Below are 26125 nucleotides of genomic sequence, written 5' to 3' on the forward strand. Positions count from 1 at the left end.
GATGTTAGAGGTTAAATCAGTTAATCAATATTACGGTGAGAGCCACACGCTGTGGGATTTGGACATGCAGATCCCAGAAGGCAAATGCACAGTGCTAATGGGGCGCAATGGCGTCGGAAAAACGACTCTGCTGCAATGCATCATGGGATTGGTTAAGGTCGAAAGTGGTGATATCTCATTATCGGGTGAGTCGCTGCTGAAAACCGATGCTGAAGAGCGTGCACGCCAAGGTATCGGTTATGTGCCGCAAGGTCGTCAGATCTTTCCGATGCTCACGGTTCAAGAAAACCTAGAAGTAGGCTTGCCGATTCGAGAAAAGGGCGACCGTAAGATCCCTGAGCTCATCTTCGATATATTCCCAGTGTTAAAAGAGATGCTGCATCGACGTGGTGGCGACTTATCCGGTGGTCAGCAACAACAACTCGCGATTGGTCGTGCATTGGTGGTTAACCCTAAGCTATTGATCTTAGATGAACCGACAGAAGGTATTCAGCCTAATATTGTGCAAGAGATTGGCGACATCATTCGCATGCTCAACGAGAAGATGGGACTCACTGTTCTGCTTGTTGAGCAGAAGCTGCCATTTGCGAGAAAGGTCGGTGACCGTTTTTGTATTCTCGACCGTGGGCGTCAGGTAGCAGAAGGTGAAATGAAAGGGCTTAATGAGTCCTTGATCAAGGAGTACCTGACCGTATGAGTGCTTTATTCTCTTTGAGCGAAGAAAGGGACGCTTCTCTAACCGAGGCTTTGTCTCTGAATGAAACCATCGAACAAGATATCCGAGACGGTTGGCAGGCGAGCTTAAACCTCACCTTTGTTGACCGTGGTGATAAAACCGTTTTAAAGAATCGTCAGCAGTCTGGTCCGCTTGCGGTGCAACGCCCCTTGTATCCTGATGGGGAAACGTGTCACACCTACTTACTTCATCCCCCCGGCGGAGTCGTAGGTGGTGACACACTCAATATTGAAGCGACCATCGAAAGCGGTGCACATGCGTTGATCACCACACCCGGTGCGACCAAGTTTTATCGTTCTAATAATAAGTACGCCAAGCAGAAGCAGACACTGCGAGTGAAGAAAGATGCACGCTTAGAATGGATGCCGCAAGAGAACATTTTTTTCCCTAATGCACACGTACGTTTAGACACTGAAATTCGGCTAGAAAAGGGTGCACAGTTTTGGGGTTGGGAGATGCACTGTTTTGGACGCCCTGCACAGAATGAGGGATTCGAGCATGGTCACCTCGTTGGGAAAACAGAAATCTATCTTGATAATCAAAGGCTTCTGACTGAAGGTTTTAATTTTCATGGTGGCGATAAGTTAATGATAAATATGGGGTTACTTGATTATTCAATGATGGGAACCTTTTATATCACCTCAAATGAGAAGCAAGATTTAGAGTTGGTACAGAGCTTGCTCTTATCTATTACACAGCAAGCTTCACAGCAATCAGTTACATCGAAAATGCCGAATGAGCCCACATTAATAATGGGTGCGACGCAAATCGAGGGATTGATTGTGGTGCGAGCCTTGGGTAATTGGAGTGAAGACATCCTCCAAGCCTTTGGTCAGATATGGCAAGCAACTCGCTCTCATTTGTGTGGTACGACTCCTGATTTACCAAGGATTTGGGCGACTTAGCGATTAGCCCTTTTTGTACCTAGGGCGACTTCCGGCCCTCGGTACATTTTTTAAAGCTTGCTGTGTTTGAATCCCACTTACTGCTCATGCGTTTTTGAGCACGAAGAAAACAACACTAACAGCGGGCGGCTAAATGGAATTAACACCAAGAGAAAAAGATAAGCTACTTATCTTCTGCGCAGGAATGCTGGCACAGCAGCGCAAACAAAAAGGCTTAAAACTCAACTACCCAGAATCTATTGCGCTGATCAGCAGTGCCATTCTTGAAGGTGCCCGCGAGGGTAAAACCGTTTCGGAATTGATGGATTTTGGACGCACATTGCTTACCGTCGATGACGTTATGGAGGGGATCCCTTCCATGATCCCTGATGTACAAGTCGAAGCCACTTTTCCTGATGGCACCAAGCTGGTGACCGTTCATGAACCTATCGTGTAGGGAGAAGTAATATGGCTGGTTCAACAAAACAATACTCAGGATTCGTTCCCGGAAAAGTAGAAACCGCTCCCGGTGACATCATTCTCAATGAAGGCCGCGACACGACGTCCGTTAAGGTGAAAAACATTGGCGATCGTCCTGTTCAAATTGGCTCTCATTACCACTTCTATGAAGCAAACCCTTCGCTGATCTTTGACCGAGAAGCCACTAAAGGCTTTCGACTCAATATTCCTGCTGGTACTGCAACCCGCTTTGAGCCGGGTCAGTCGCGCAGCGTCGAGTTAGTGCGTTACGCCGGTAAGTTAGAGATCTATGGCTTCCAAGGAAAGGTGATGGGCAAGCTTTAAGCGCTCTTCACGGAAATAATTAAAACAACAAAGGATTGATCATGGCGACGATATCCAGACAGGCTTACGCGGAAATGTTCGGGCCAACAGTTGGAGACCGAGTGCGTCTTGCTGACACTGATTTATGGCTAGAAGTTGAAAAGGATTACACCGTATACGGCGACGAAGTGAAGTTCGGCGGCGGTAAAGTTATCCGTGATGGACAAGGGCAAAGCCAACGTCCAAGTGCTGAGACACCGGATTTGGTGATTACCAACGCCATCGTATTAGACTACTGGGGCGTCGTAAAAGCGGATGTCGCCATCAAAGATGGTCGAGTTCAGGCATTGGGTAAAGCGGGCAACCCAGATGTTCAACCGGGCGTTGATATTGTGATTGGCCCGGGCACGGAGATTTTAGCGGGCGAAGGTTCAATCTTGACTGCTGGTGGTATTGATTCACACATTCATTTTATCTGCCCACAACAAATTGAAGAGGCGTTGGCATCCGGCGTTACTACCATGATCGGCGGTGGTACAGGGCCAAACACAGGGACCAACGCAACCACATGTACGCCGGGCCCTTGGAACATGCATCGCATGCTGGAATCGCTCGATCAGTTCCCAATGAATTTTGGTTTGTTAGGTAAAGGCAATGCAAGTCAGCCTGAAGCTCTGCGCGAGCAAGTTGCAGCGGGCGCAGTGGGTTTGAAGTTGCACGAAGACTGGGGAACCACACCTGCGTCAATCGATACCTGCTTGAGCGTTGCTGACGAGATGGACGTACAAGTGGCGATTCATACCGATACCTTGAATGAATCTGGCTTTGTTGAATCAACACTTGGCGCAATCGGCGACCGCGTGATTCATACCTATCACACCGAAGGTGCGGGTGGTGGTCATGCTCCCGATATTATTCGTGCTGCAGGTGAACCGAACGTTTTGCCCTCCTCAACCAATCCAACACGACCTTACACCATCAATACCGTCGATGAGCATTTAGATATGTTGATGGTGTGTCATCACCTTTCACCATCGATTGCTGAAGATGTCGCGTTCGCAGAGTCACGTATCCGCCGTGAAACCATTGCCGCAGAAGATATTCTTCATGACTTAGGCGCGTTCTCGATGATCGCTTCGGATTCACAAGCTATGGGGCGAGTGGGTGAAGTAATAACTCGAACTTGGCAAACCGCGCACAAGATGAAAGTTCAGCGCGGTAGCCTAAAAGAAGATTCAGACTACAGCGATAACTTCCGATTAAGACGCTATGTCGCTAAGTACACCATCAACCCAGCGATCACTCATGGTATGTCTCATGAAATCGGCTCTATTGAAGCAGGAAAGCTGGCGGATTTAGTGTTGTGGAAGCCCGCTTTCTTTGGTGTGAAACCGAGTGTGATTTTGAAAGGCGGCATGATCGCCATGGCGCCGATGGGTGACCCAAATGCTTCAATCCCAACCCCTCAGCCAGTTCACTACCGTTCAATGTTTGGTAGCTACGGCAAGGCATGTCAAAACACATCAATGCTGTTTGTCTCTAAGGAAGCCAAAGCGCAGAACATTGATAAGCAATTGGGTTTGCAGAGCTTGATTGGTGTTGTGAGCAACTGCCGAAATATCAGCAAAGCCGACATGAAGCTGAACGATTGGATGCCAAAAATTGAGGTGGATTCTCAGACGTATCAAGTACACGCCGATGGTGAACTGCTGACGTGTGAGCCTGCTGAAGAACTACCAATGGCACAACGGTATTTTCTATTTTAAGAGCTCGGCTGAAGGCTTTTATTTTAGCGCTGAGCTGAAGGCTCTTGTTCTAGCTCTTAGCTAAGGGCTTTTAGGCTGAAGGCTCCTAATTTAAACGTTATAAATCTCACAAGGAGATTGAGGTAATAGCATGATTGAACTGACTCAACTGAATACTCAAATACAAAATGCACCGGACGGCTACTTAAGCCTGCCGATCGATAGCCGCATTAAGAGCCGTCTTAAGGTGATGCTCGATGACGGGCGCAATGCCGGACTGTTTCTACCACGAGGTCATATCTTGCGTGGTGGCGAACAACTCTCAAGTGAATGCGGTTTAGTCGTAGAAGTGAAAGCGGCACCGGAAAGCGTTTCGACTGTTTACTGTGAAGACTTGCTCCTGTTAACGCGAGTGGCATATCACCTTGGTAACCGACATGTTCCTCTGCAAGTGGAAGCTGGCTGGGTTCGCTATCAACACGACCATGTTTTGGATGAAATGGTTGAAGGCTTAGGCGCGAAGGTGACCACCGAGAAACAACCGTTTGAACCAGAAGGCGGTGCTTATGGCGGTCGCTCTGGTGGACATCATCCCCATCATTAATCGAGTCATTGATGACTCACTAAACGATTTATATAACAACGATATTAATAACAATAATACCAATCACAGTAAGTAAGTGATCAACAATAGCGCAGAAAAAAGGCTTGAGAACAAGGCATAATTTTTCGATAAGTAGTTATTCTACAATCAAAAATTATAACGCAGTTATCGAGCATTTTAGCAAGCTAGGGTGAGCAATTATTTACTACGATTGGTATAAAGCAAGGAACTCGCGATGAACTTTAAAACAGCTGCAGGCTTATGCACTTTCACAATAGCTTCTCTAACAACATCGACATTGGCTTTAGCTCACCCAGGACATGGAGCACACTCAGTTCAGGAGTCTCACTCGTTTATGTCTGGCTTAACTCACCCTGTGACTGGCATGGATCATCTGATCATGCTGATCGCTTTCGGTTTATTAATTGGCGCACTTTCATTTTCCACCAAGACAAAAGCCGCTCTGATTGGCGGCGGGTTGGCGTCTTTGATGGTAGGGCTTATCTCAGGCCAAGCCTTAGGTTTCTCTGTGATTGTTGAGCCTGCCATTATCGCTTCTCTGTTTGTCGTCAGCTTATGTTTATGGCATGTATTCTCACCATCAACCAAGCGTGTAAACAGCGTATTAGTTGCTTCGATTGCTATGTTGTTTTTCCATGGTTACGCACACGGCGTTGAAGCCGCGAGCAACCTGACTCAGTTCGCAACAGGCATGAGTATCAGTGCTTTGGCTCTGATGGTTATCGGTACTTTTGTTGGTCGCGCGGTTTACTCTAAATGGTTATCAGTCGGCGTGGCTTCAGCAAGCGCACTATTGCTGTTAGGCGCGTAGGCTCTCGAACTTATTTGATTCTGGAAGACTGAGGGCACGATTATGACCACAACAGAAAATGTAGTCGTCTATCGTCTGTTTCAATTGATCAGTCCATCGTTGCCGATTGGTGGGTTCACTTATTCGCAAGGCTTAGAGTTAGCGGTTGAAGCGGGGTGGGTGACCGATCGCAACAGCATGGAACAGTGGCTTAATACCATCGTCAGTTCCAGTGTTGCAACTTTGGAATTACCTATCTTAGAGCGTCTTTATCACGCGCTAGAAAAGGGTGAAATCGATGAGATTGAGCATTGGTGTAACTACTTATACTCAAGCCGTGAAACCAGTGAATTGCGAGCGGAAGAAAAGCAGCGTGGGCAGGCATTGAACACCTTGTTGAAGCGCTTGGATATCGATATTTCGCTGGTGGATTCTGTTGATAGTCATCCAAACCAATTGTTGGGAATGTGTATGGCAGCTCAACATTGGGGTATTGATTTAGAAAGCCTCAAACAAGGTTATTTATGGAGTTGGCTTGAAAACATCGTTACCGCAGGCGTGAAACTGGTGCCTTTAGGGCAAACCGATGGTCAGTTGGCATTGATTAATATCACCAACACGTTTCCCGAGATCATTGAGAAAGCACGCTCGATAGAAGATTGGATGATAGGCAGCTTTTCGCCTTCAATGGCATTAGCGAGTTCACTGCACGAAACACAATACACACGACTATTTCGTTCGTAGCGGTTAGCGCGAACGATGTAGCAAAAAGAATATAAGGAAGTAGACAATGGAAAGTTATAAGCAACCCCTTCGAATTGGTATTGGTGGCCCGGTAGGGTCTGGTAAAACAGCGCTATTAGAAGTGCTATGTAAAGCGATTCGCGACAAGCTCAATATCGCCGTGGTAACAAATGATATCTACACCCAAGAAGATGCCAAGATACTCACACGTGCAGAGGCTCTCGAACCTGACCGCATCATTGGTGTAGAAACGGGTGGCTGCCCGCACACAGCGATTCGTGAAGATGCCTCGATGAACCTCGCGGCAGTAGAAGAGCTGGCTAAGTTACACAAGAACCTCGATGTGGTATTCGTCGAAAGCGGTGGTGACAACCTCAGTGCGACGTTCAGTCCTGAATTAGCCGACCTGACTATCTATGTAATCGATGTGGCGGAAGGGGAGAAGATCCCACGTAAAGGCGGGCCGGGTATCACGCGTTCTGATCTGCTAGTCATCAACAAGATCGATTTAGCACCGTATGTTGGTGCGTCACTTGAGGTGATGGAGCAAGACACACAACGCATGCGTCCAACCAAGCCATATGTGTTCACCAACCTAAAAGAGAGCCAAGGCTTAGATTTCATCATCAACTTTATTGTGACGGAAGGGATGCTAACCATGAAGGAGACTTCTACGACTGAGTAGGATTTGAATCAGGTCGTTTCTTTTGAAGCCAGAGATACAAAAAAGCCCTGTCGATTATCGATAGGGCTTTCTGGTTTTAAATGATTTTTAACGTCCTAGTTGAATCTAAAGCTCGCTCTTCGCGACTCTTGTTGTCACTTGCGATTCAATTACACCGTCTTCAACTTGAGTGGTGATCACTTCACCTACTTCGACGTCATTAATCGATGACACGGTCTTACTCGATTCTGAATGAGTAATGCTGTAGCCACGCTTTAACGTGGCAAGTGGACTAACGGTCTCTAACTTCTCGGCAGCCATGGCTAGCTGGTGGCGAGTGGTTAGCAGTGTTTTATCCATCGCATCTAGTAGCTTTTGCTCTGAACGTTGTAGATGCAGTTTTTGTTCACCCAAGCGCTTAACTGGCGAGTTCAATTGAAGCTGGTGCTGTTTACGTTCAACACGCTGTGCATGTTGTTTTAGGTATTGAGTCATACCACGACGCAAACGCATGTCTAGGTCATCAAGCTGCTGACTCTGCTTTTGCAGTTGGTAGCTCGGGTGTTGTTTCTCTAAGCGGTATTTCAACGTTTGAGTTGATTGTGCTTGTTTGATTAGCACATGACGAATCGCACTCACTAAACGAGCACGTTTAGACGCATAAGCTTGCTCTTTATGACTGTTGTCACGGCTAACCAATTCAGCGGCTGCTGATGGCGTTGGAGCTCGCATGTCTGCGACGAAATCGGCTATAGTGACGTCAACTTCGTGGCCAACGGCGCTGATAATCGGGATCTGACTTGCTGCAATTGTGCGTGCCACGATCTCGTTATTGAAGCACCATAAGTCTTCTAATGAACCGCCGCCACGACCAACGATCAATACGTCACACTCGTTGCGCTCATTGGCACGTCCAATCGCTTGAGCGATCTGAATCGAAGCTCCTTCACCTTGTACCATGGTCGGATACACGATGACTGGCAATGACGGGTCGCGTCTTTTCAGTACATCGAGAATATCGAAGAGGGCTGCGCCTGTTTTAGAGGTGATGACACCGACGCACTTAGGATGTTCTGGCAGAATTTGTTTACTGGACTGAGCAAATAAGCCTTCCGCCGCCAAGTTCATCTTAAGTTTTTCAAACTCTTGCTGAAGCTTACCGTCACCCTCTGGCTGCATGCTTTCGATGATTAGTTGATAGTCACCGCGTGGCTCATAAAGAGAAAGACGAGCTTTGACTAGAACTTGATTACCGTTCTGAGGCTTAAACGTTACACGGCGGTTATTGCCACGAAACATAGCGCACTTAACTTGAGCGCGAGAGTCTTTAAGCGTGAGGTACCAGTGACCAGAGACAGGTGCAGAGAAATTTGAGATTTCACCAACGAGCCAGACTATTCCCATTTCGTTTTCTAATAGGAGACGAACCTCTGAGTTGAGGCGAGAAACAGTAAAGATGTTTGGATTAGTCATAGAAGCACTATCTTTCCTTGAAGGAAGGTCTTTCTTGGAATCTCACAGGGCGTGAGTATGGAAGATAGCGGCAATATAATACATAGCAAGGGGGTAAATGCAAATTAAAAATACAAAAATGTGTAGCCAAGCGATTTCGTTGGCCGTATAATCCGTCCGCAATATCTAATCCAAATGCAGTTTGATTTTCCTTAATTGGCTGCCCTCATTAGGCGAAACGATGAGATTGGATTGTTTCTTTTTACTCCTATTATTGTGAGATATTGCAAATGCTAAGAATTGCCAAAGAAGCGCTGACATTCGACGACGTACTGCTAGTGCCAGCACACTCCACCGTTCTCCCTAATACAGCTGATCTTCGCACTCAGCTGACGAAGAATATTTCCCTAAACATCCCAATGATCTCTGCATCGATGGATACTGTGACAGAAGCTCGCCTAGCGATTGCACTGGCACAAGAAGGCGGAATAGGCTTCATTCATAAGAACATGTCTATTGAACAGCAAGCTGAAATGGTTCGCCAGGTTAAAATTTACGAAGCAGGTGTGGTTTCTCACCCTGTTACTGTAAACCCTGACGCGACAATCGCTGATGTTGTAGCCCTTACTCAAAAACACGGCTTCGCCGGTTTCCCTGTTGTTACTGAAACAAACGAACTTGTTGGTATTATTACTGGCCGTGACGTTCGCTTTGTGACTGACCTTTCTAAGAAAGTTGATGTAGTAATGACGCCTAAAGCTCGCCTTGCTTCTGTTAAAGAAGGTGCAACTCGTGAAGAAGTTCAAGAGAAAATGCACGAAGCGCGCGTTGAAAAAGTTCTTGTTGTAAATGATGACTTCCAACTAACTGGAATGATCACTGCGAAAGATTTCCATAAAGCAGAACGTAAACCAAACGCTTGTAAAGATGAGCGCGGCAGCCTACGTGTAGGTGCAGCTGTTGGTGCTGGTGCTGGTAATGAAGAGCGCGTTGCTGCTCTTGTTGAAGCTGGCGTAGACGTTCTACTTATCGACTCTTCACACGGTCACTCTGAAGGCGTACTTAACCGTATCCGTGATACGCGTGCTGCATACCCTGATCTACAAATCATCGGTGGTAACGTAGCAACTGGCGCTGGCGCTCGTGCTCTTATCGAAGCGGGTGTTAGTGCGGTTAAAGTAGGTATCGGCCCGGGTTCAATCTGTACGACTCGTATCGTTACTGGTGTTGGTGTTCCGCAAGTAACAGCAATCGCAGACGCAGCTGAAGTGGCTAACGAATACGGTATTCCAGTAATCGCAGATGGCGGCATTCGCTTCTCTGGCGATATCTGTAAAGCTATCGTTGCTGGCGCATCTTGTGTGATGGTTGGTTCAATGTTCGCTGGTACTGAAGAAGCACCGGGTGAAGTTATCCTTTACAACGGTCGTTCTTACAAGTCTTACCGTGGTATGGGTTCTCTTGGCGCTATGTCTCAAGGTTCTTCTGACCGTTACTTCCAATCTGACAACGCTGCAGACAAGCTTGTTCCAGAAGGTATTGAAGGTCGTATCGCATACAAAGGTCGTCTAAAAGAGATCGTTCACCAACAGATGGGCGGCTTACGCTCAAGCATGGGCCTAACGGGTTCTGCAACTGTTGAAGATATGCGTACTAAAGCTGAGTTTGTTCGTATCTCTGGTGCGGGCATGAAAGAATCTCACGTACACGATGTTCAAATCACGAAAGAAGCACCTAACTACCGTTTAGGTTAATAATACGTCCAAACGTTTGAATAATGTGCTGATTTAGTCGGCACATTATTTTATCTAAAGCCTGTTTTGTTGAACGTATGATTTTTGCAAAACATCGCTTTACAGATAACCTACGAAAACGTTTGCTTTATTTCTTGAAGAGTTAATCAGAGGTGAGTAAACTCGCCTCCGTTTTATCACATAGCCAATAAGACTGCTTACAATGACTAAAAATATTCATGACCAACGTATTCTAATTCTGGACTTCGGTTCTCAATACACACAGCTAGTAGCTCGTCGTATTCGTGAGATCGGTGTTTACTGTGAACTTTGGAGCTGGGACGTAGAAGAAGCGGATATTCGTGAATTCAATCCAGACGGTATCATCCTATCTGGTGGCCCTGAAAGTGTAACGGAAGAGAATTCCCCACGTGCACCTCAGTACGTATTTGATTCAGGTGTTCCTGTCTTCGGTATCTGCTACGGCATGCAAACGATGGCTGAGCAACTTGGCGGTAAAGTAGCAACGTCTACTGAGCGCGAGTTCGGCTACGCTGCTGTACAAGTAACGGGTGAATCTGCACTTTTCGCTGACCTTGAGACGACTCAAGATGTTTGGATGAGCCACGGTGACAAAGTGGTTGAAATCCCTGCTGATTTTACAAAAATCGCAGAGACAGACACTTGCCCATACGCAGCAATGGCAAACGAAGATAAGAAATACTACGGTGTTCAATTCCACCCAGAAGTAACGCACACTAAAAACGGCCTAAAAATGCTTGAGAACTTCGTTCTTAACGCGTGTGGTTGTGAAGGTCTGTGGACTTCAGCGTCTATCATTGAAGATGCAGTTGCACGTATTAAAGAACAAGTAGGTGACGATGAAGTTATCCTTGGTCTTTCTGGTGGTGTTGATTCATCTGTAGTTGCGATGCTTGCTCACCGCGCTATCGGCGACAAACTAACATGTGTATTTGTTGATAACGGCCTTCTTCGTTTAAACGAAGGCGAGCAGGTTATGGACATGTTTGGTGACAAATTCGGCCTTAACATCATTAAAGTTGATGCTGAAGAACGTTTCCTTAACGCTCTGGAAGGTGAAGCTGAACCAGAAGCGAAACGTAAGATCATCGGTCACGTATTCGTAGATATCTTCGATGAAGAGTCTAAGAAACTGAAGAATGCTAAATGGCTTGCTCAGGGTACCATCTACCCAGACGTAATTGAGTCTGCAGCATCTAAGACTGGCAAAGCACACGTAATCAAATCTCACCACAACGTTGGTGGTCTTCCTGATGATATGGAAATGGGCCTTGTTGAGCCTCTACGTGAGCTGTTTAAAGATGAAGTACGTAAGATCGGCCTAGAGCTTGGTCTCCCATACAACATGCTTTACCGCCACCCATTCCCGGGTCCAGGCCTAGGTGTTCGTGTACTTGGCGAAGTGAAGAAAGAGTACTGTGATTTACTGCGTCGCGCTGATGCTATCTTCATTGAAGAGCTTCACGCTGCTGACCTTTATCACAAAGTATCTCAAGCATTCACGGTATTCCTACCAGTACGTTCAGTTGGCGTAATGGGCGATGGCCGTAAGTACGATTGGGTTGTATCTCTACGTGCTGTAGAAACTATCGACTTCATGACTGCTCACTGGGCACACCTACCATACGACTTCTTAGGTAAGGTTTCTAACCGTATTATCAACGAAGTTAACGGCATTTCACGTGTTGTTTACGATATTTCTGGTAAGCCACCAGCAACTATCGAGTGGGAATAATCTCTTAGAGATTTAACCAGTTTTGATTAAGATCTTAAGCCTCGAACTCAGTTCGGGGCTTTTTTCTTTTCGATTCATTATATTTATTCATTGCATTAAAGGCTTATGAGCAATACCTCGAAACCAAATGAGTTGGAAACTAGATATCAGCTCAAGAAAGTATGAGACGCGTTGTTACGTGTAACTATACATAAAACTATCACTCGCACTTTTTATAAATTCATACCGCAACAGCTAGGCTATTCCCCGTGTGCCACATACTCTTTGATGGACTTATTAAGGACAGATAAGAGAATCCATCATGTTAAAAATCAAATATTTGGCGACAATAGTTGGCTGCACTTTAGCAGCTCACAGTTACGCGTCTTTGAACATTCAACCTGATCCGCAAAACCCGAATGGTTACCTTGTTGAAAAGTCGGCATTACAAGCTGCTGAACAAGCGAAAACATCCGATCCTATGTATGCGATCTGGTCACAAGCATTACAAACTCGTCCCAACAGTATTGTTGAAGCGATTGAGCCGGGTTTAGCCTCGAATCCTGAAAACGTAAAACGGGTTGAGCGTGTGTTCCCTCAATCTGAATGGGACTTCCTCACTCAGATGGCTGCGCCAGAATACACATACACTCGCTTCTTACGCGCGATTGGTAAATTCCCAGCCTTCTGTGGAGAGTACACCGATGGACGTGACTCCGACGCCATCTGTAAAAAATCCATCATCACGGCTTTTGCTCACTTCTCTCAAGAGACGGGCGGGCACATCGCAATAGACAACACCTCTGATAACCCATTAGCGCTAGAAGAGTGGCAGCAAGCACTGGTGCATGTTCGTGAAATGGGGTGGTTTGAAGGGCAAGAAGGCTACACAACAGGTTGTGGTCAGAATGATTGGCAAAATGCTCGCTGGCCATGTGCCGCAGGGCAGGGCTACTTCGGTCGTGGTGCTAAACAGCTTTCTTACCATTTTAACTACGGCGCGTTCTCGGAAGTGATGTTTGATGGTGATGCGACGGTGCTATTGAATAATCCAGGTTTGGTTGCTGATTCATGGTTGAACTTGGCTTCTGCTATCTGGTTCTTCCTTACGCCTCAAGCCCCTAAACCAGCAATGCTGCACGTGATCGACCGTACTTGGACACCATCTCAGCGTGAATTGGATGCGGGAATTGGTTATGGCTTTGGTACCACGATCAACGTGATTAATGGTGGTATCGAGTGTGGTGAGCAAAATAAAGACAAAGGCCAGCCAGTTAACCGTATTCGTTACTGGGAAGGGCTAGCAGCGCACTATCAAATTCCGGTAGAAGCGGATGAAGCCAATACTTGTTGGCAGCAGACGCCTTACGGAAGCTTGAATCTCAACGGCGCGACCGATGTGTTGTACACCAACTGGGATGGGAACTGGAAATACTACGCAGACCGCCCAGAAGGCTACTCATTTGAATGTGAGTTGGTTGGATTCCAAACGGCATATTCAGCGCTGGTGGCTGGCGATTACGAGAAGTGTGTGACTAACTTTTATGGTTCTCATGCGAGCTGGCCTGAAGTGAAAGTGGTCGACAAGCTTGATCCGGTAGACCCTGGTACTGATCCTGGTGGTAACGGTTGGAGTGCGACCAAGGTTTACAACGCTGGAGACCAAGTTACTCACAACGGTGCAACCTACGAAGCGAAATGGTGGACACAAGGGGATGACCCTGCCAATGGTGGCCCTTGGAAATTGGTTACTGGAGAGCCAACTCCACCCGTGACAGATCCATCGCCAGTTGACCCTGCACCTGTCGATCCTGCTCCGGTAGACCCAACACCAGTTGAACCACCTGTTACCGAGCCGCCTGTCGTCGTTGATCCATCAGTGTTTATCACATGGCAAGCGGGCGTTAGCCAAGTAAGCAATGGCGATAAGGTGACACATAACGGCAAGTGCTTCGTGGCTAAAAACGGCCCGGGTGTATGGGAAAGCCCTGTTCAGTCGAATTGGTTCTGGGATGAAATTAGCTGTAATTGATCGTTTGAATACTGAAAAGCGGTCTAACCGACGAGTTCAGTAGTACGACCATAATGATATAAATAATCAAAAGCCGAAAGTTTCTACTTTCGGCTTTTTTTCGTTTCGAACTTGGCTATCTAAGCAGGGCTATTGGTCTATTTGGCTATGTTGAAGCGCATTTAAAGACTAATTATCCAGTTAGAGGATAAAGTTCTGTACAAATGGTGGTTGTGAATTTATATTCAAATTTAATTTATATTTATTCTTTTTATTTTAGGGTTAAGGTGTACCTATGGAACAGACAGATATCACGTCACTCATCCCCATTGTGATTACTTTGGTGTTGTCGTTGGCGACAAGGAATGTGGTGATAGGCCTTTTTGCTGGTGTACTCAGTGGCGTTGCGATGCTTACTGGTATGTTTAGCGAACTTAACCCGCTTGATACGTTTGGTACTATGGTTAAAGGTTACCTAGTCCCTCAACTTACCGACAGCTACAACGCAGGTGTGATCATGCTGTTGGTGTTCATCGGTGGCTTTGTCGCTTTGATGGAAAAATCCGGTGGTGGTGTTGCGTTTGCAAAGCGAGTGACTCAATGGGTAAGCAATAAATGCCAAGCTCAAGTGTCTGCTTGGTTGGGTGGAATCGTTATATTTTTCTCAGACTTAGGCACCCCTTTAATTGTTGGCCCTGTTTTTCGTCCCCTTTTCGATAAACTGAAACTCTCAAGACAGAAGCTAGCATTCATCATCGACTCAACCTCGTCGCCCGTTGCTATTCTTATCCCTTTCATTGGATGGGGCGTTTACATCATGAGTCTGATTCAAAAAGAATTCACGGCGTTGAATGTCAACATGTCTGATTGGGATGCCTTCATCGGTGCGATTCCTTTTCAGTTCTACGCATTCCTAGCGATTTTCATAGTCCCGTTAGTGTCCGTTAAAGGTTTAGACTTTGGGCCAATGGCAAAAGCCGAGCGTGATTGCCAAGCGGGAATCGATACTGGCGTGAATAGCGACTCACTGAATCCGTTCTCGCATAAAAATGCAAAGGCATCTTTTGTTTGGGCTCCATTGTTAGTGATGCTGGTGGTGTTGTGTGCCATGTTAGTTCCACAAGGCTTCCCGTTTCAAAAGGTCGCGGGTTCATCGTTCAGAGCGGCTTTATCATCGGCTTATTTCTTTGCGGCGATTACCTTGATCTCGCTAATGGCTTACTACGGTGTAAGAAAGCTGTCTGATGGTGTTTCAGTGTATTTAAAAGGCATGGGAAACATGATGCCCGTAGCTATCATCTTAGTATTGGCATGGGCGTTAAGCACAGTCGGTAAAGAGCTAGGTGCAGCGGCCTATATCGCCGAGCAAGCACAGAGCGGCTTTCCATACTGGTTAGTACCAGCGGTCGCTTTTTTGTTGTCGGCGATTATTTCATTCGCAACGGGATCGTCGTGGGGAACCTTCGCGATAATGATGCCATTGGTTATTCCAACCGCGATTGCGATTGATGCACCGCTACTTGTCGCAATTGGCGCAGTGTTGTCTGGTGGTTTGTTTGGTGACCATTGCTCACCGATCTCTGAAACAACGATTCTTTCTTCAACCGGGGCAGGGTGTGACCAGTTTGAACACTTTAAGACGCAGCTTCCTTATGCGTTGATGAACGGCTTTATCGCTTTGGTTAGTTTTGTAGTGGCAGGCTTTACTGGAAGTGCACTGGTTGTGTTGGGCGCTCTTGTTGCTCAGCTTATCCTTGTGACTCTGTTAGCTAAGCGCGATGCGAGTAAAAACGCTTCTTCAGAAGTTCAATCTCAAGTGTCTGAATCTAAACCACAACAAGCGTAATTTAAGATTACAAATGAGAGACTAGATACGGGATGCGAGTAAACGAGTAGCGAAAAGCTCGCCCTATTATTACTCGTGTTTGCTATTTAGTTTCTCGCTTACTCAATCTAAACACGCTCTTCGTATTCCACATCTCGTTTACTCGCATTTAAGCAAACCACCGTCATTCCCTACAGTGAGGAACGAACGTGATAGGGAATCTCTGGCGTTTGTCGTCGGTGTTTATGTTTAAGTGCGAGATTCCAGATACCTCGTCCCTCGATTCTGGAATGACGATCTAACGAGTAGATACGTGATAGGGAATCTGTTTATTGATAGTTTCGGTGAATTAAACAAGCTGGTTATGAAACTAATTTTTCCATAAGATCATTTGTACAATCTTAGTTTGCGATAACTGGATTACCTAGTTGTACGGTTTATAGATTAAAATTTTCTGATAATTTTTATCGTTTTTTTTTAATCAACCACTTTAATAAGGTAAATTCGCAATGTCCACCAAACTAGCTAACCCAGCGCCACTAGGCTTAATGGGTTTCGGTATGACCACTATTCTTCTTAATATCCACAACGCAGGTTTCTTCCCAATCGATTCTATGATTCTTGCAATGGGTATTTTTTACGGTGGTTTGAGCCAAGTTATCGTGGGCACTATGTGTTTCAAACGTGGTGACACGTTCGGTACGACAGCATTTACTTCATACGGCTTATTTTGGTTATCTCTAGTTGGTTTGATCGTGATGCCTTACATGGGTCTTCCAGCAAGCCCTGCTGCATTCATGGGTTGGTACCTACTACTATGGGGCATCTTCACAGGCTTCATGTTCATCGGTTCTCTATGTTACCCAGTTGCGAAGCAAGTAGTATTCGGTTCACTAACGATCCTGTTCTTCCTACTTGCAGCTCGTGATTTCACTGGCAGTGAACTAATCGGCACTATCGCTGGTTTTGAAGGTATTTTCTGTGGCGCTTCAGCTATCTACTTTGCAATGGCACAAGTAATCAACAACGAGTACGGCCGCACAGTACTGCCTATCGGTGAGAAGAAAGCTCCTCAAATGGCAACACAAGAAATCGCTGCTTAATACTCTAACTCGGGAACAGTTAGTTTGTTATAAGCCGTTTATTGGTTATGAATAAAACAAAAGGGGTTAGCCGAAATGGCTAACCCCTTTTTTATGCGTTATTAATAGCGCTATTTGTTAAAGCGATCTATTTGCTAAGGAAAGCTTAAGCTGAAGGTTGCTCTACAGGTTTAGTGTCTGCAGCTTCTGCTTCAGGAGACTTACCTGTTTTACGCTTGTACTTCTCTTCCCAGTAAGTAGCACCTTTGATACCTAGTTTTACAGGATTAAATGTGTACTCAGTTACGCCTTGTTTCTGTTGCTCTTCATAATCAGCAAGTGCTTTAAGCGCTGGCTTAGACATGAAGAAGATGATCAGAATACCTACGATGTTTAACCATGCCATCAAGCCAACACCAACATCACCCATTGCCCATGCAAGGTTAGCTGTTTTGACTGTGCCATAGAAAACCGCAGTGATAAGAACAAGCTTAAGTACGAACATCATGCCAGGGATCTTGATGGTACGACGTAGGTAAGCAATATTCGTTTCTGCGATGTAGTAGTAAGCAAGAATCGTTGTAAATGCGAAGAAGAACAGAGCAAATGCGATGAATGGCTTACCAATGCCTGGTAGTGCACTTTCAATCGCAAGCTGTGTAAATACAGGACCATTCGCGCCAATGTTTGCTGCTAGGTTCTGAACAAGGAACACGCCTTCAGCGCCGCCGTGAACGTTGTAAGCACCAGTGATGATGATCATGAACGCTGTAGCAGAACATACTAGAAGAGTATCGATGTAGATAGAGAACGCTTGTACCAAACCTTGCTGAGCTGGGTGATCGACATTTGCCGCTGCCGCTGCGTGAGGACCAGTACCTTGACCCGCTTCGTTTGAGTAAACACCACGCTTAACGCCCCAACCAATTGCAGCACCAAAGCCCGCCATCGGTGTGAATGCATCGCCAAGAATCATTCCGAAAACAGCTGGCACTTGGCCGATGTTTAGCAAGATGATAACGAACGCGATAATGATGTAAGCCAATGCCATGAATGGAACAACAATTTGTGTGAAGTTCGCAATACGTTTAACACCACCAAAGATGATGAAAGCAAGGATGATAGCAACAACAGTACCAGTGAAAATTTTAGCGAAACTGAATGTACCGATAGCTGTTTCAATCATGTCGCCTGAACCAAATGCAGCTTCTACAGCATTACCAATACTGTTTGACTGAACACCTGGAAGCAAAATACCACATGCAAAAATAGTTGAGATAGCGAAGATCCATGCGTACCACTTCTGGCCCATCGCTTTTTCAATGTAGTAAGCCGGACCACCACGGAACTGGCCTTCGTCTTCTTCTTTGTAGATTTGCGCTAGCGTAGATTCTGCGTAAGCAGTCGCGGCGCCAAAGAAGGCTACAACCCACATCCAGAATACTGCACCCGGACCACCGAAACCGATAGCGGCAGCAACACCGGCAATGTTACCTGTACCTACACGGCCAGATAGCGAAACGGCAAGAGCTTGGAAAGACGAGATGCCTTTTGCAGAGCTTTTACCTGATAGTAGCAAGCGCCACATTTCAAAGAAGTGACGGATTTGAACAAATCGAGTCATGATGGAGTAGAACAAACCTGCACCTAAACATAGGTAGATAAGTACTGGACTCCAGATTATTCCATTCAAAAAATCAACGAATGACTGCATGAGTATTTTCCCTGTTAGTTTTACTTATGATTGTTTTTCGAACAACACAATACTTCACTTGTAACCCAAGTGTTAAATTATTTAACTGCGCATTAGGATTACTGTGACATAAAGCAAGTTACAGAGGAGGTTTGTTAACGCTTAGTTCTAATTCGATAATCGTTCCATTCAACTTTATATGCAACTGTATGTATTTTCTGGCGTTTTGCAGAGTGAATAAATAGTGATTAATACAAAAATGGAAATTTGAGCCATGCAGAAGAGACAAAATCGAGAAAAACAGCGGTGAAAACCGATTAGCATGAACGGCTGATATATGAGTGGCGAGATGGATTTGATTGGAATATATCACCTTCATCGAGTGATCTCGCAGGCCTAAGAAACTGTGCCTTTGAAGGCTCGATAATTCTGGCCTTAATGTTTACTGAGTAAAAGTGGCTAGTTTGATGCGTGTTTCAAACAACCACAAACCCTCGCGCCTGTAGTTCTTGAGCGAACTCAGACTGAGTATTTGGTTCGCCATGTATCAAATGCAGCTCTTTTGGTGGAACGGAAATTCCTGCTATAAATCGGTTGAGATCTTCTTTATCGGCATGAGCCGAGTAGCCAGACATGCCATGAATTTGAGCATTAACCTCAACGTCTTTGTTATCAATAGAAACCTGCATTTCGCCTTGCTGCAACTCGCGCCCGAGCGTTCCGTGTGCTTGATAGCCCGCTAAAATCAAATCGGTGCGTTTATCTGGAAGCAAAGCCGATAAGTAGTTCATGATCCTGCCGCCCTGACACATTCCAGAAGCTGCGACCACAATTGCGGGTTCACCTGTCGACTTAAGACGATTGACGATTTTCTTGTGCATTCTATGCCCGTCAACGGTAATACATTGCTCAAAAGCAAGTGGGTGACGTTTCAGTTCAAGACGTTGTTTTGCTTCTTGCCCCCACAACTCTTTAAAGCGTCGGTAGGAACGCGTCACTTTCTCTGCCATGGGAGAATCGAGGATGATAGGAATATCGCTACTGAGTTGATGCTTAAAGATCAGGTGTTCGATATCAAACAAAAGCTCTTGTGTTCTACCGATGCTAAAAGCCGGAATTAGAATGACGCCACCATCGAGCAGCGAACGATCAATGATCGCTTTGAGGCGGTCTGAACGAGTAGCAATATCATCATGTTGACTTGTGCCATATGTGGATTCAATAAACAGATAGTCGGCTTGTTGTGGTGGCTTTGGATCGGGCAGGAGTGGTGTGTTACTTGGCCCTAAGTCACCAGAAAAGACCACAATCTCTTGGCTAGATAGCTTAATCTCGATATAGGCGGAACCTAAGATGTGCCCAGCAGGTTGAAAGCGAGCATACAGAGTATTTGGCCTACGATGATCCATTCCGTTATTTTGCTGCTTAGGAGCGATTGAAAACCACTCACCATAAGGCTTAGGATCAATCAACGAATGAATTTTTTTGAGTATGAGTTTTGATTGTTTATGACTGAGCCCTTGCAGTTTTAGCCCGTCTTCAATCATTAAAGGAGCGAGTTCTGCGGTGGCTTGCGTACAATAAATCGGTTGGTTAAAGCCGCTGGCGAGTAACCAAGGTAATCGGCCAATATGGTCAATGTGAGTATGAGTCAGCAGCAGAGCGTTAAGGTGGGACGTTTCAAATTCAATATCAAAAGGGTGTGTGTCTTCCCCTTGAAGCTTTTTATCTTGAAGATCTAAACCTTGAAAAAGGCCACAGTCGATGAGCACCGCTTGGCCTGAATCCCTTAGCTCGTGACAAGATCCGGTGACAGTATGTTTGCCACCATGGTGAATCACTTCCATCGTTTACTCCCATTGCTCTATAAAGCCGTTACGCCTGTTTTTATTTTGCGGATAAACGCCAGCAAGTAAAACGAGAACAATGAGAGTTGCGATCGTTGAGTGTCTTTTTAAGTCATTGAGCGATGGCTCAGTGTGTTCGTTGTGAGTTAGCTCGTAGAAGAACGGTCTGAATCCAGCTCTGGGTGTTGTTGTTCCTCTAAACGAGCCACTTCGGCATCAAGTTCTGCGATTTTCTCTGCCATGAGTGCGTGACAGCGATTGGCTAACTCTCTTGCGTCGCTGAGCTTGTATCCAGACACATCGATAGGTTCCAGCATCTCGGTGATCACAATGCCATTATTAACTCGGTTGAGGTCAATCTTATTGTGCGTAGTGCTGGTACACATTGGGGTAATAGGTACGCCGGCTTCAATCGCCATCCGGAAAGCCCCTGTTTTGAATGGCAATAATCCACGCCCTTTACTGCGTGTTCCTTCTGGGTAAACCCAAACAGACAGATCTCTGTGATGGATCGCTTCTGCCACTTGCTTGATGGTATCGCGTGCTTTGGATTTATCTTCACGATTAATCAGAATGTTACCTGTGATCCAATACAGCAAGCCAAAGAAAGGCACATACAGTAAGTCGCGTTTACCCAGCGAAACAGTACGCGGCCTCAGCATCCCCGGATCGGTGACAAAATCCAATATGCTTTGGTGGTTAGAGATGTAGACGCTTTTTTCTGACGTTGGCGCATTGTCTAGGCCGCGCTGCACCAGTTTTACACCGACGATCTTTTGTAGCTGGTTGAACCAACGACAGAAAACGTACACATGCTTGGGGTTCTTGGGGCTAAACAAGCAGTAAACAAAAGCACAGAGGGTGGTGAAAATAATAAACACCGTAGCCAAAATTATACGAAGAACAGCAAGCACAATTCACTCCTTACTCACCGCAAGATTGCAGTGATTAAATAGTTTTAGATGCTTGAAGTTTTCACTCTATTTAACCGAATTGCAACAATTAACTGTTATAGGGTTCTTTTTTTAGATCTTTATATAAAACAAGGACTAACAATAGGTGTTTGACACGATCATCGAGCTTACACGTGTTCACCAGTAGGTAGGTATGTTCACCAATACTGTTTATTTGGATCCGACTTTTCTACCCATTCAGGATTTTGACGCGACTCTAAATAGAGTTGTAGGCCGTTATAGGACATGAAAGCTGCAGGGCCACCAAGATGTTCGAAATAGTCAAAATAATCATCTTCGAGTGAACAAAGGTGAGCTAAATCTTTAACGTTATTCATCATTGCCCATTGAATGGCAAATACAGGCGCTATTGAACCTGAAATACTGACCTCTTCGACATTTGGGTTGAACAGTGAATTTGCTTGTTCAAGCTGTATCTCTTCTTGTTCAGACTCTTGTTGTAACACCTCTTCGATGATCTCTGAGCGCTTGGTATTAGAGACATTCTTGTTTAGTTTGGCGATTCGCAACGCGTAGCTAAAACGGTCTGTTGAAACGATGTCGACAAGTTGCGATAGCAGCTCTTTGTCTACGCCCGCAGCCTTGGTGAAATAATCGATACACGAATTGATTGAAGCATAACGAGTACCGTCAAATTCAAAGCCACTGGTTTCGTCGTAGGCCTCGATTACAATGTCATCAACCGACAAAGGCCAACCTTTATAGTCGATTCGCTGCTTGGCGATTTGATACATCTTCCAAGCACTGCGCCCAAACCCGCCAAGCGTCGAGCCAGAGAAATCTGAATCAATAAGCTCTTGCTCCGTCCAGTTTTCACCGATGCCTAAGTGCTTTGCATATTTATCGATGAGTGCGTGTTTTATCAGGTCGCGCACAGCCCAAATTGAATTTAGATCTTTTGCATACCTAACACTCGCGCATTCCTTACAAGCTGGCAGTGCAATCGGTGAATAGTCTATCTTGGCAATAGCCTGTGCAGTCTTAGGAAATTCAACAACATCATTGGAAGGTTCACCACAAAACCAACAGGTGTGGCGCAGGTTAAATGGGATGTCTATGTACGAGTATGTGGTCATTAGTCTTTTATCGGCTAGGTGCTTGAGGTTGGTTTAATTATCAAAGCAATTATCTCCGTTAGCACGTCGCCTTGCACCTTGTTTGTTTTATTTTTCTGACGAAACTGATTCGAGATGTGACTCGCCTGATGAGCTCATTAGGTAGATGTTGATATAAAACAGTCACTAACGATTAATGTCGATTCGTGTTGCTGAACTTACATGTGCCGCTAGCAATCACCCAAGCTCCCCATTACTATTGAGATAGGCTCCTTACTCTAATAGCGCATATGTCCTCATCGATTTCTTTTTACGATAAAAATGCTTACACACTTTGTGAACAGTACAACTCAGTGACGTTCGAGACGGTGCATAAAAGCTGGCAAGCTTATTGGCCTTTAGAGGGCGATAAAGTACTAGATGTCGGTGCTGGGAGCGGTCGTGATGCGTTATGGATGCACAATGCCGGAGCTGATGTTATTGCGATAGAACCAAGTGCTTCATTACGCGAACAAGGCTCGAAATATACAGGCCCAAGTGTTACCTGGATTGATGATTCACTTCCCTCGCTTAGCCGCACTGAAAACCTCGGAATGCGTTTTGACTTGATATTGGTCAGTGCGGTTTGGATGCATCTCGCTCCGTCTCATCGAGAGCGTGCATTTAGAAAGTTGTCTAACTTGCTAGCTCCAAATGGCAAGCTGGTGATCACTCTACGTCATGGAGAGTTTCAAGACAGTCGGCAAGGGTATCAAGTCTCGGTTGAAGAGCTTGAGCGTTTATCAAAAAACAGCGCCTTGTTGGTTCGTCATGTCGATGATAGCCAAGATACATTGAACCGCAGTGAAGTGTGGTGGCAAACCGTTGTGATGACATTACCAGATGATAGTTCTGGCGACTTGAACAAGGTGCGCCACATTATTGTGAATGACAACAAGTCGGCGACATACAAGTTGGCTTTGTTGAGAACATTACTGCGAATTGCTGATGCTCATTCAGGCTCTGTGATTGATCGAACTGATGGGAAAATTTCTCTACCAGTGGGCTTGGTTGCTCTGTATTGGGTTAGGCAGTTTAAGCGACTGATTGATATCGACATAGAAGGCGCTGGGATTCAGCAAAATAGCAACACAACGAAGGGACTTGGGTTTGTAAAAGAGGACGGATGGAATAAACTCAAACACTTAAGTGCTGATGATCTAGCGATAGGCGCTATGTTTCTCGGCGATGAAGCTAAGGCTCTACAAAAGCTATTTTCACAAACGATCAGCACCATTAAATCAGGGCCTGTGACTTTTATTTATCAAGGCTCGAAAGACACCCGACTATTCGATATATACCCTCCTAAAAAACGACGGAAGAGCCGAGAATCGCTGATCATTGATAGTGAGTTCCTAGAAAGCTTTGGTTATTTCATACTCGATGAAAGCCTGTGGGAGTGCTTTAGAATCTACCACTCTTGGATTGAACCGCTGGTGGTGAACCAATGGGTAATGGAGATGCAGCGCTTCGAGTTGAACCGACAGCGAAGTATCTCACTACAGACTTATCACGACTGCTTGGTATGGATCGATCAAAAGCATGATACTCGCGATGTGCGTAAACGTGTCGAGCAACTTAGAACTGATCGTGCCGGTATTGTCAGCGTATGGAGTGGGAAATCATTAAAAAATGAGTATCACGTTGATCACTGTTTGCCTTTCGCTTACTGGCCAAACAACGATAAGTGGAATCTCTTTCCTACTACAAGCAAAGAGAACTTAAGTAAAAGTGACAAAGTTCCTACGGCTGAAAAGCTTCGCTCGTCCAAGTCGCGGATTCTAGAGTGGTGGCAACTCGCTTGGAACGATTCGGCTCATTTTGAACAACAATTCTTTTCAGAAGCCGCTCTTTCGTTACCTAACATCCCTGCACAGTGTCGAGACTTTGAAGAGGTGTTCGATGCAATGGGATTGCAGATACGTGGTGTAAAAAGCCGACTGTTGATTAGTGAGTGGCACTGAACATTAAGTGGGCTAGTTATCCCAAATAGCCCTCAACAAATTAATCATCGAGAACATAATGAAATACATCGGAATTGATGGTTGCAAGGCGGGGTGGATCGCTTGGATTGTCTCAGGCAATGAGCCACCTACGTTCAAAGTGGTAAACAGGCTCGATGAGTTGGTCGATGATCTTATGGGAGCAACAACGTTAATCGATATGCCGATTGGCTTTAGCGATTCGCTTACTCCAGATAGATTATGCGATAAAGCGGCAAGACGTTTTCTAACCAGCAAGCGTGGTTCTTCGGTGTTTCCGGTGCCGTGCCGAGAGGCGGTTTACCAAACTGATTACATTGCGGCGTGTAATGCCAATGTGCAGCAGCTTGGTAAGAAGTTCTCTAAGCAAACTTGGGGGATTGTTCCTAAAATTCGAGAGTTGGATAAACTCATCGATGAGCTCCCAAATTTATCGATCAGAGAATCTCACCCGGAGGTGGTGTTTGCAGCTTTGAAAGGCGAACCGTTGACCTTTTCTAAACGAACAAAAGAAGGCAAAGAGGAACGGCTTTCTATTATTCAGCAACTCGCCCCTCAATGGTGTGATGGCTTGGCGTTGGCCATTTCAAACACTAAGCGTAAAGACGTCGCGATAGACGATATTTACGATGCTTTTGTACTTATGTTGGTTGCCTATTACGCTCCGCAATTATCGACCTTACCTGAACTTTCTGATGTTGGTGGAGAAGCTGACAAGGATCGGAACGGACGAGTTAGAGAGATTGTCTATTGGAATAAAGCGCGCTAACAAAGCGTGCGCTCAGCTTGGCTTAATATGCTATTTTCCAACCTCTGTTACTTTTCACTCTTACTATTTTTGAGTCTTTGATATGAAACGTTTTATTGTCGGCTGGCTGGCCACTGTGCTCAGTGCTGCGAGTTATGCCCAAGTTGCCCCTATATCTCAATGGCAATGCGACATGATGAAAAAGAACAATGTCTTGAGTAATGGTGCGCCTGTTGGTTGTGAACGATTATCCAAAGTGGATTTCGATTTCATTAATTTCAACGGCGAAACGCAACAGGGCAATATGATAGTGCTTGATGTTGTTGCGCCTTCTGTTGAGCAAATTTTTTCAGAGCTAAAACAGCGCAATTTCCCTCTTCATTCTGCTCGCTTGATGCGTGAGTTCAAAGGTGACGACAACGCCTCAATGGAAGCGAACAACAGCAGTGCATTTAATGCTCGGCCTATTACTGGCGGAGGAGGCTGGTCGAAGCATGCTTATGGTGTGGCGATAGACATCAACCCAGTTCAAAATCCTTTCTTAGAGTTCGATAACAACGGACGAATCACGGTAAAGCCTTCACAATCTGCGACTCGCTATGTGAACCGTACTCGTTTTCGCGCGCGTGATGAAATTGAACGCAGTGGCATGGCAGAAGATGTGGTTGAGCTGTTTGCCTATCACGGATTTATGATCTGGGGAGGGGATTGGAATAGCCCAATCGATACTCAGCATTTTGAGGTTGGATCAAGAAAGTTCGTTACCCAACTGCTCGATAAACCTCTACCTGAAGCAAAGGTGTTATTTGAGCGTTACGTCGAATCTTACCGCCAATGTTTTAATAAGAACAAAAGCGAGAACGCAGAAAAAGCTCGCGCTATCTGCGCAAAGAAAACAGTCGGGGCTTTTTAGTGCTATGTTTATCTAGAACCGTTTGTGTTTTAGCAAGTTAAGCC

At 45.6% G+C, this 26125-nt stretch carries 22 protein-coding genes; 17 read left to right on the top strand and 5 right to left on the bottom strand.

The genetic code is table 11. The features are described 5' to 3' along the window. Window position 1: 1 nt before the first annotated feature. The 9 genes from urtE (at window position 2) to ureG (ending at window position 6992) form a co-directional block, all read left to right on the top strand. The gene (gene urtE, locus AC3CID_RS02980) at window positions 2-697 is read left to right on the top strand and encodes an urea ABC transporter ATP-binding subunit UrtE (RefSeq protein WP_171329508.1); all 696 of its coding nucleotides are present in this window, start codon (window positions 2-4) and stop codon (window positions 695-697) included. Then, entirely contained in the window at window positions 694-1641 is a 948-nt protein-coding gene (locus tag AC3CID_RS02985; protein ID WP_054548088.1) for an urease accessory protein UreD, read from the top strand. The genes urtE and AC3CID_RS02985 overlap by 4 nt, the downstream gene beginning before the upstream one ends. Window positions 1642-1774: 133 nt before the next feature. After that, window positions 1775-2077, top strand: coding sequence for an urease subunit gamma (gene ureA / locus AC3CID_RS02990; protein ID WP_004735119.1), 303 nt, complete (start codon window positions 1775-1777; stop codon window positions 2075-2077). An 11-nt stretch (window positions 2078-2088) separates the two neighbouring features. Then, on the top strand, window positions 2089-2424 hold the full coding sequence (locus AC3CID_RS02995) for an urease subunit beta (protein ID WP_145565967.1): 336 nt from the start codon (window positions 2089-2091) through the stop codon (window positions 2422-2424). Between the two features lie 41 nt (window positions 2425-2465). Then, window positions 2466-4169, top strand: a complete 1704-nt coding sequence (gene ureC, locus AC3CID_RS03000) for an urease subunit alpha (protein WP_488526919.1) — start codon at window positions 2466-2468, stop codon at window positions 4167-4169. Between the two features lie 130 nt (window positions 4170-4299). Beyond that, complete coding sequence (gene ureE / locus AC3CID_RS03005) at window positions 4300-4752, top strand: urease accessory protein UreE (protein ID WP_488526920.1); 453 nt, start codon at window positions 4300-4302, stop codon at window positions 4750-4752. A 235-nt stretch (window positions 4753-4987) separates the two neighbouring features. Beyond that, entirely contained in the window at window positions 4988-5584 is a 597-nt protein-coding gene (locus tag AC3CID_RS03010; protein ID WP_488526921.1) for a HupE/UreJ family protein, read from the top strand. A gap of 42 nt (window positions 5585-5626) precedes the next feature. Then, on the top strand, window positions 5627-6307 hold the full coding sequence (locus tag AC3CID_RS03015) for an urease accessory protein UreF (protein ID WP_488526922.1): 681 nt from the start codon (window positions 5627-5629) through the stop codon (window positions 6305-6307). Between the two features lie 46 nt (window positions 6308-6353). Continuing rightward, window positions 6354-6992, top strand: coding sequence for an urease accessory protein UreG (gene ureG / locus AC3CID_RS03020; RefSeq protein ID WP_065206935.1), 639 nt, complete (start codon window positions 6354-6356; stop codon window positions 6990-6992). Window positions 6993-7097: 105 nt separating this feature from the next. Here ureG and xseA read toward each other — a convergent pair whose 3' ends face one another. Continuing rightward, complete coding sequence (xseA, locus tag AC3CID_RS03025) at window positions 7098-8444, bottom strand: exodeoxyribonuclease VII large subunit (RefSeq protein WP_473576875.1); 1347 nt, start codon at window positions 8442-8444, stop codon at window positions 7098-7100. Window positions 8445-8713: 269 nt separating this feature from the next. On the opposite strand from xseA, the gene guaB reads away from it, so the two are divergent. The 5 genes from guaB to AC3CID_RS03050 all read left to right on the top strand — a co-directional run bounded on the left by guaB (window position 8714) and on the right by AC3CID_RS03050 (window position 16851). After that, window positions 8714-10177 (top strand): IMP dehydrogenase, encoded by a 1464-nt coding sequence (guaB, locus tag AC3CID_RS03030; protein ID WP_004735127.1) that lies wholly within the window; start codon window positions 8714-8716, stop codon window positions 10175-10177. Window positions 10178-10379: 202 nt separating this feature from the next. Continuing rightward, window positions 10380-11933: a glutamine-hydrolyzing GMP synthase gene (gene guaA / locus AC3CID_RS03035; protein ID WP_017079884.1), complete on the top strand. Its 1554-nt coding sequence runs from the start codon at window positions 10380-10382 to the stop codon at window positions 11931-11933. Window positions 11934-12234: 301 nt separating this feature from the next. Then, complete coding sequence (locus AC3CID_RS03040) at window positions 12235-13944, top strand: chitinase (RefSeq protein ID WP_488526923.1); 1710 nt, start codon at window positions 12235-12237, stop codon at window positions 13942-13944. A 274-nt stretch (window positions 13945-14218) separates the two neighbouring features. Further along, the gene (locus AC3CID_RS03045; RefSeq protein WP_488526924.1) at window positions 14219-15769 is read left to right on the top strand and encodes a Na+/H+ antiporter NhaC family protein; all 1551 of its coding nucleotides are present in this window, start codon (window positions 14219-14221) and stop codon (window positions 15767-15769) included. Window positions 15770-16257: 488 nt separating this feature from the next. Further along, complete coding sequence (locus tag AC3CID_RS03050; protein WP_010440610.1) at window positions 16258-16851, top strand: acetate uptake transporter; 594 nt, start codon at window positions 16258-16260, stop codon at window positions 16849-16851. A gap of 145 nt (window positions 16852-16996) precedes the next feature. On the opposite strand, the gene AC3CID_RS03055 is transcribed toward AC3CID_RS03050, so the two are convergent. The 4 genes from AC3CID_RS03055 to AC3CID_RS03070 form a co-directional block, all read right to left on the bottom strand. Next, window positions 16997-18544: an alanine/glycine:cation symporter family protein gene (locus AC3CID_RS03055; RefSeq protein ID WP_017084421.1), complete on the bottom strand. Its 1548-nt coding sequence runs from the start codon at window positions 18542-18544 to the stop codon at window positions 16997-16999. 455 nt (window positions 18545-18999) lie between these two features. Continuing rightward, window positions 19000-20370, bottom strand: a complete 1371-nt coding sequence (locus AC3CID_RS03060) for an MBL fold metallo-hydrolase RNA specificity domain-containing protein (protein WP_488526925.1) — start codon at window positions 20368-20370, stop codon at window positions 19000-19002. A gap of 146 nt (window positions 20371-20516) precedes the next feature. Beyond that, entirely contained in the window at window positions 20517-21284 is a 768-nt protein-coding gene (locus AC3CID_RS03065) for a 1-acylglycerol-3-phosphate O-acyltransferase (RefSeq protein WP_016767150.1), read from the bottom strand. A 197-nt stretch (window positions 21285-21481) separates the two neighbouring features. Then, the gene (locus AC3CID_RS03070) at window positions 21482-22420 is read right to left on the bottom strand and encodes a hypothetical protein (protein WP_488526926.1); all 939 of its coding nucleotides are present in this window, start codon (window positions 22418-22420) and stop codon (window positions 21482-21484) included. Window positions 22421-22689: 269 nt separating this feature from the next. On the opposite strand from AC3CID_RS03070, the gene AC3CID_RS03075 reads away from it, so the two are divergent. From AC3CID_RS03075 to AC3CID_RS03085, 3 genes are all read left to right on the top strand, one after another. Continuing rightward, window positions 22690-24402 (top strand): class I SAM-dependent methyltransferase, encoded by a 1713-nt coding sequence (locus AC3CID_RS03075; RefSeq protein WP_488526927.1) that lies wholly within the window; start codon window positions 22690-22692, stop codon window positions 24400-24402. Window positions 24403-24460: 58 nt separating this feature from the next. Next, window positions 24461-25189 carry a DUF429 domain-containing protein gene (locus tag AC3CID_RS03080; RefSeq protein WP_488526928.1) on the top strand — a complete coding sequence of 243 codons (729 nt, stop codon included), beginning with the start codon at window positions 24461-24463 and terminating at the stop codon, window positions 25187-25189. Window positions 25190-25271: 82 nt separating this feature from the next. After that, window positions 25272-26081, top strand: a complete 810-nt coding sequence (locus AC3CID_RS03085; RefSeq protein ID WP_488526929.1) for a M15 family metallopeptidase — start codon at window positions 25272-25274, stop codon at window positions 26079-26081. The last annotated feature ends 44 nt before the right edge of the window (window positions 26082-26125 follow it).

The sequence above is a fragment of the Vibrio sp. QJM3NY_21 genome (assembly GCF_057785975.1).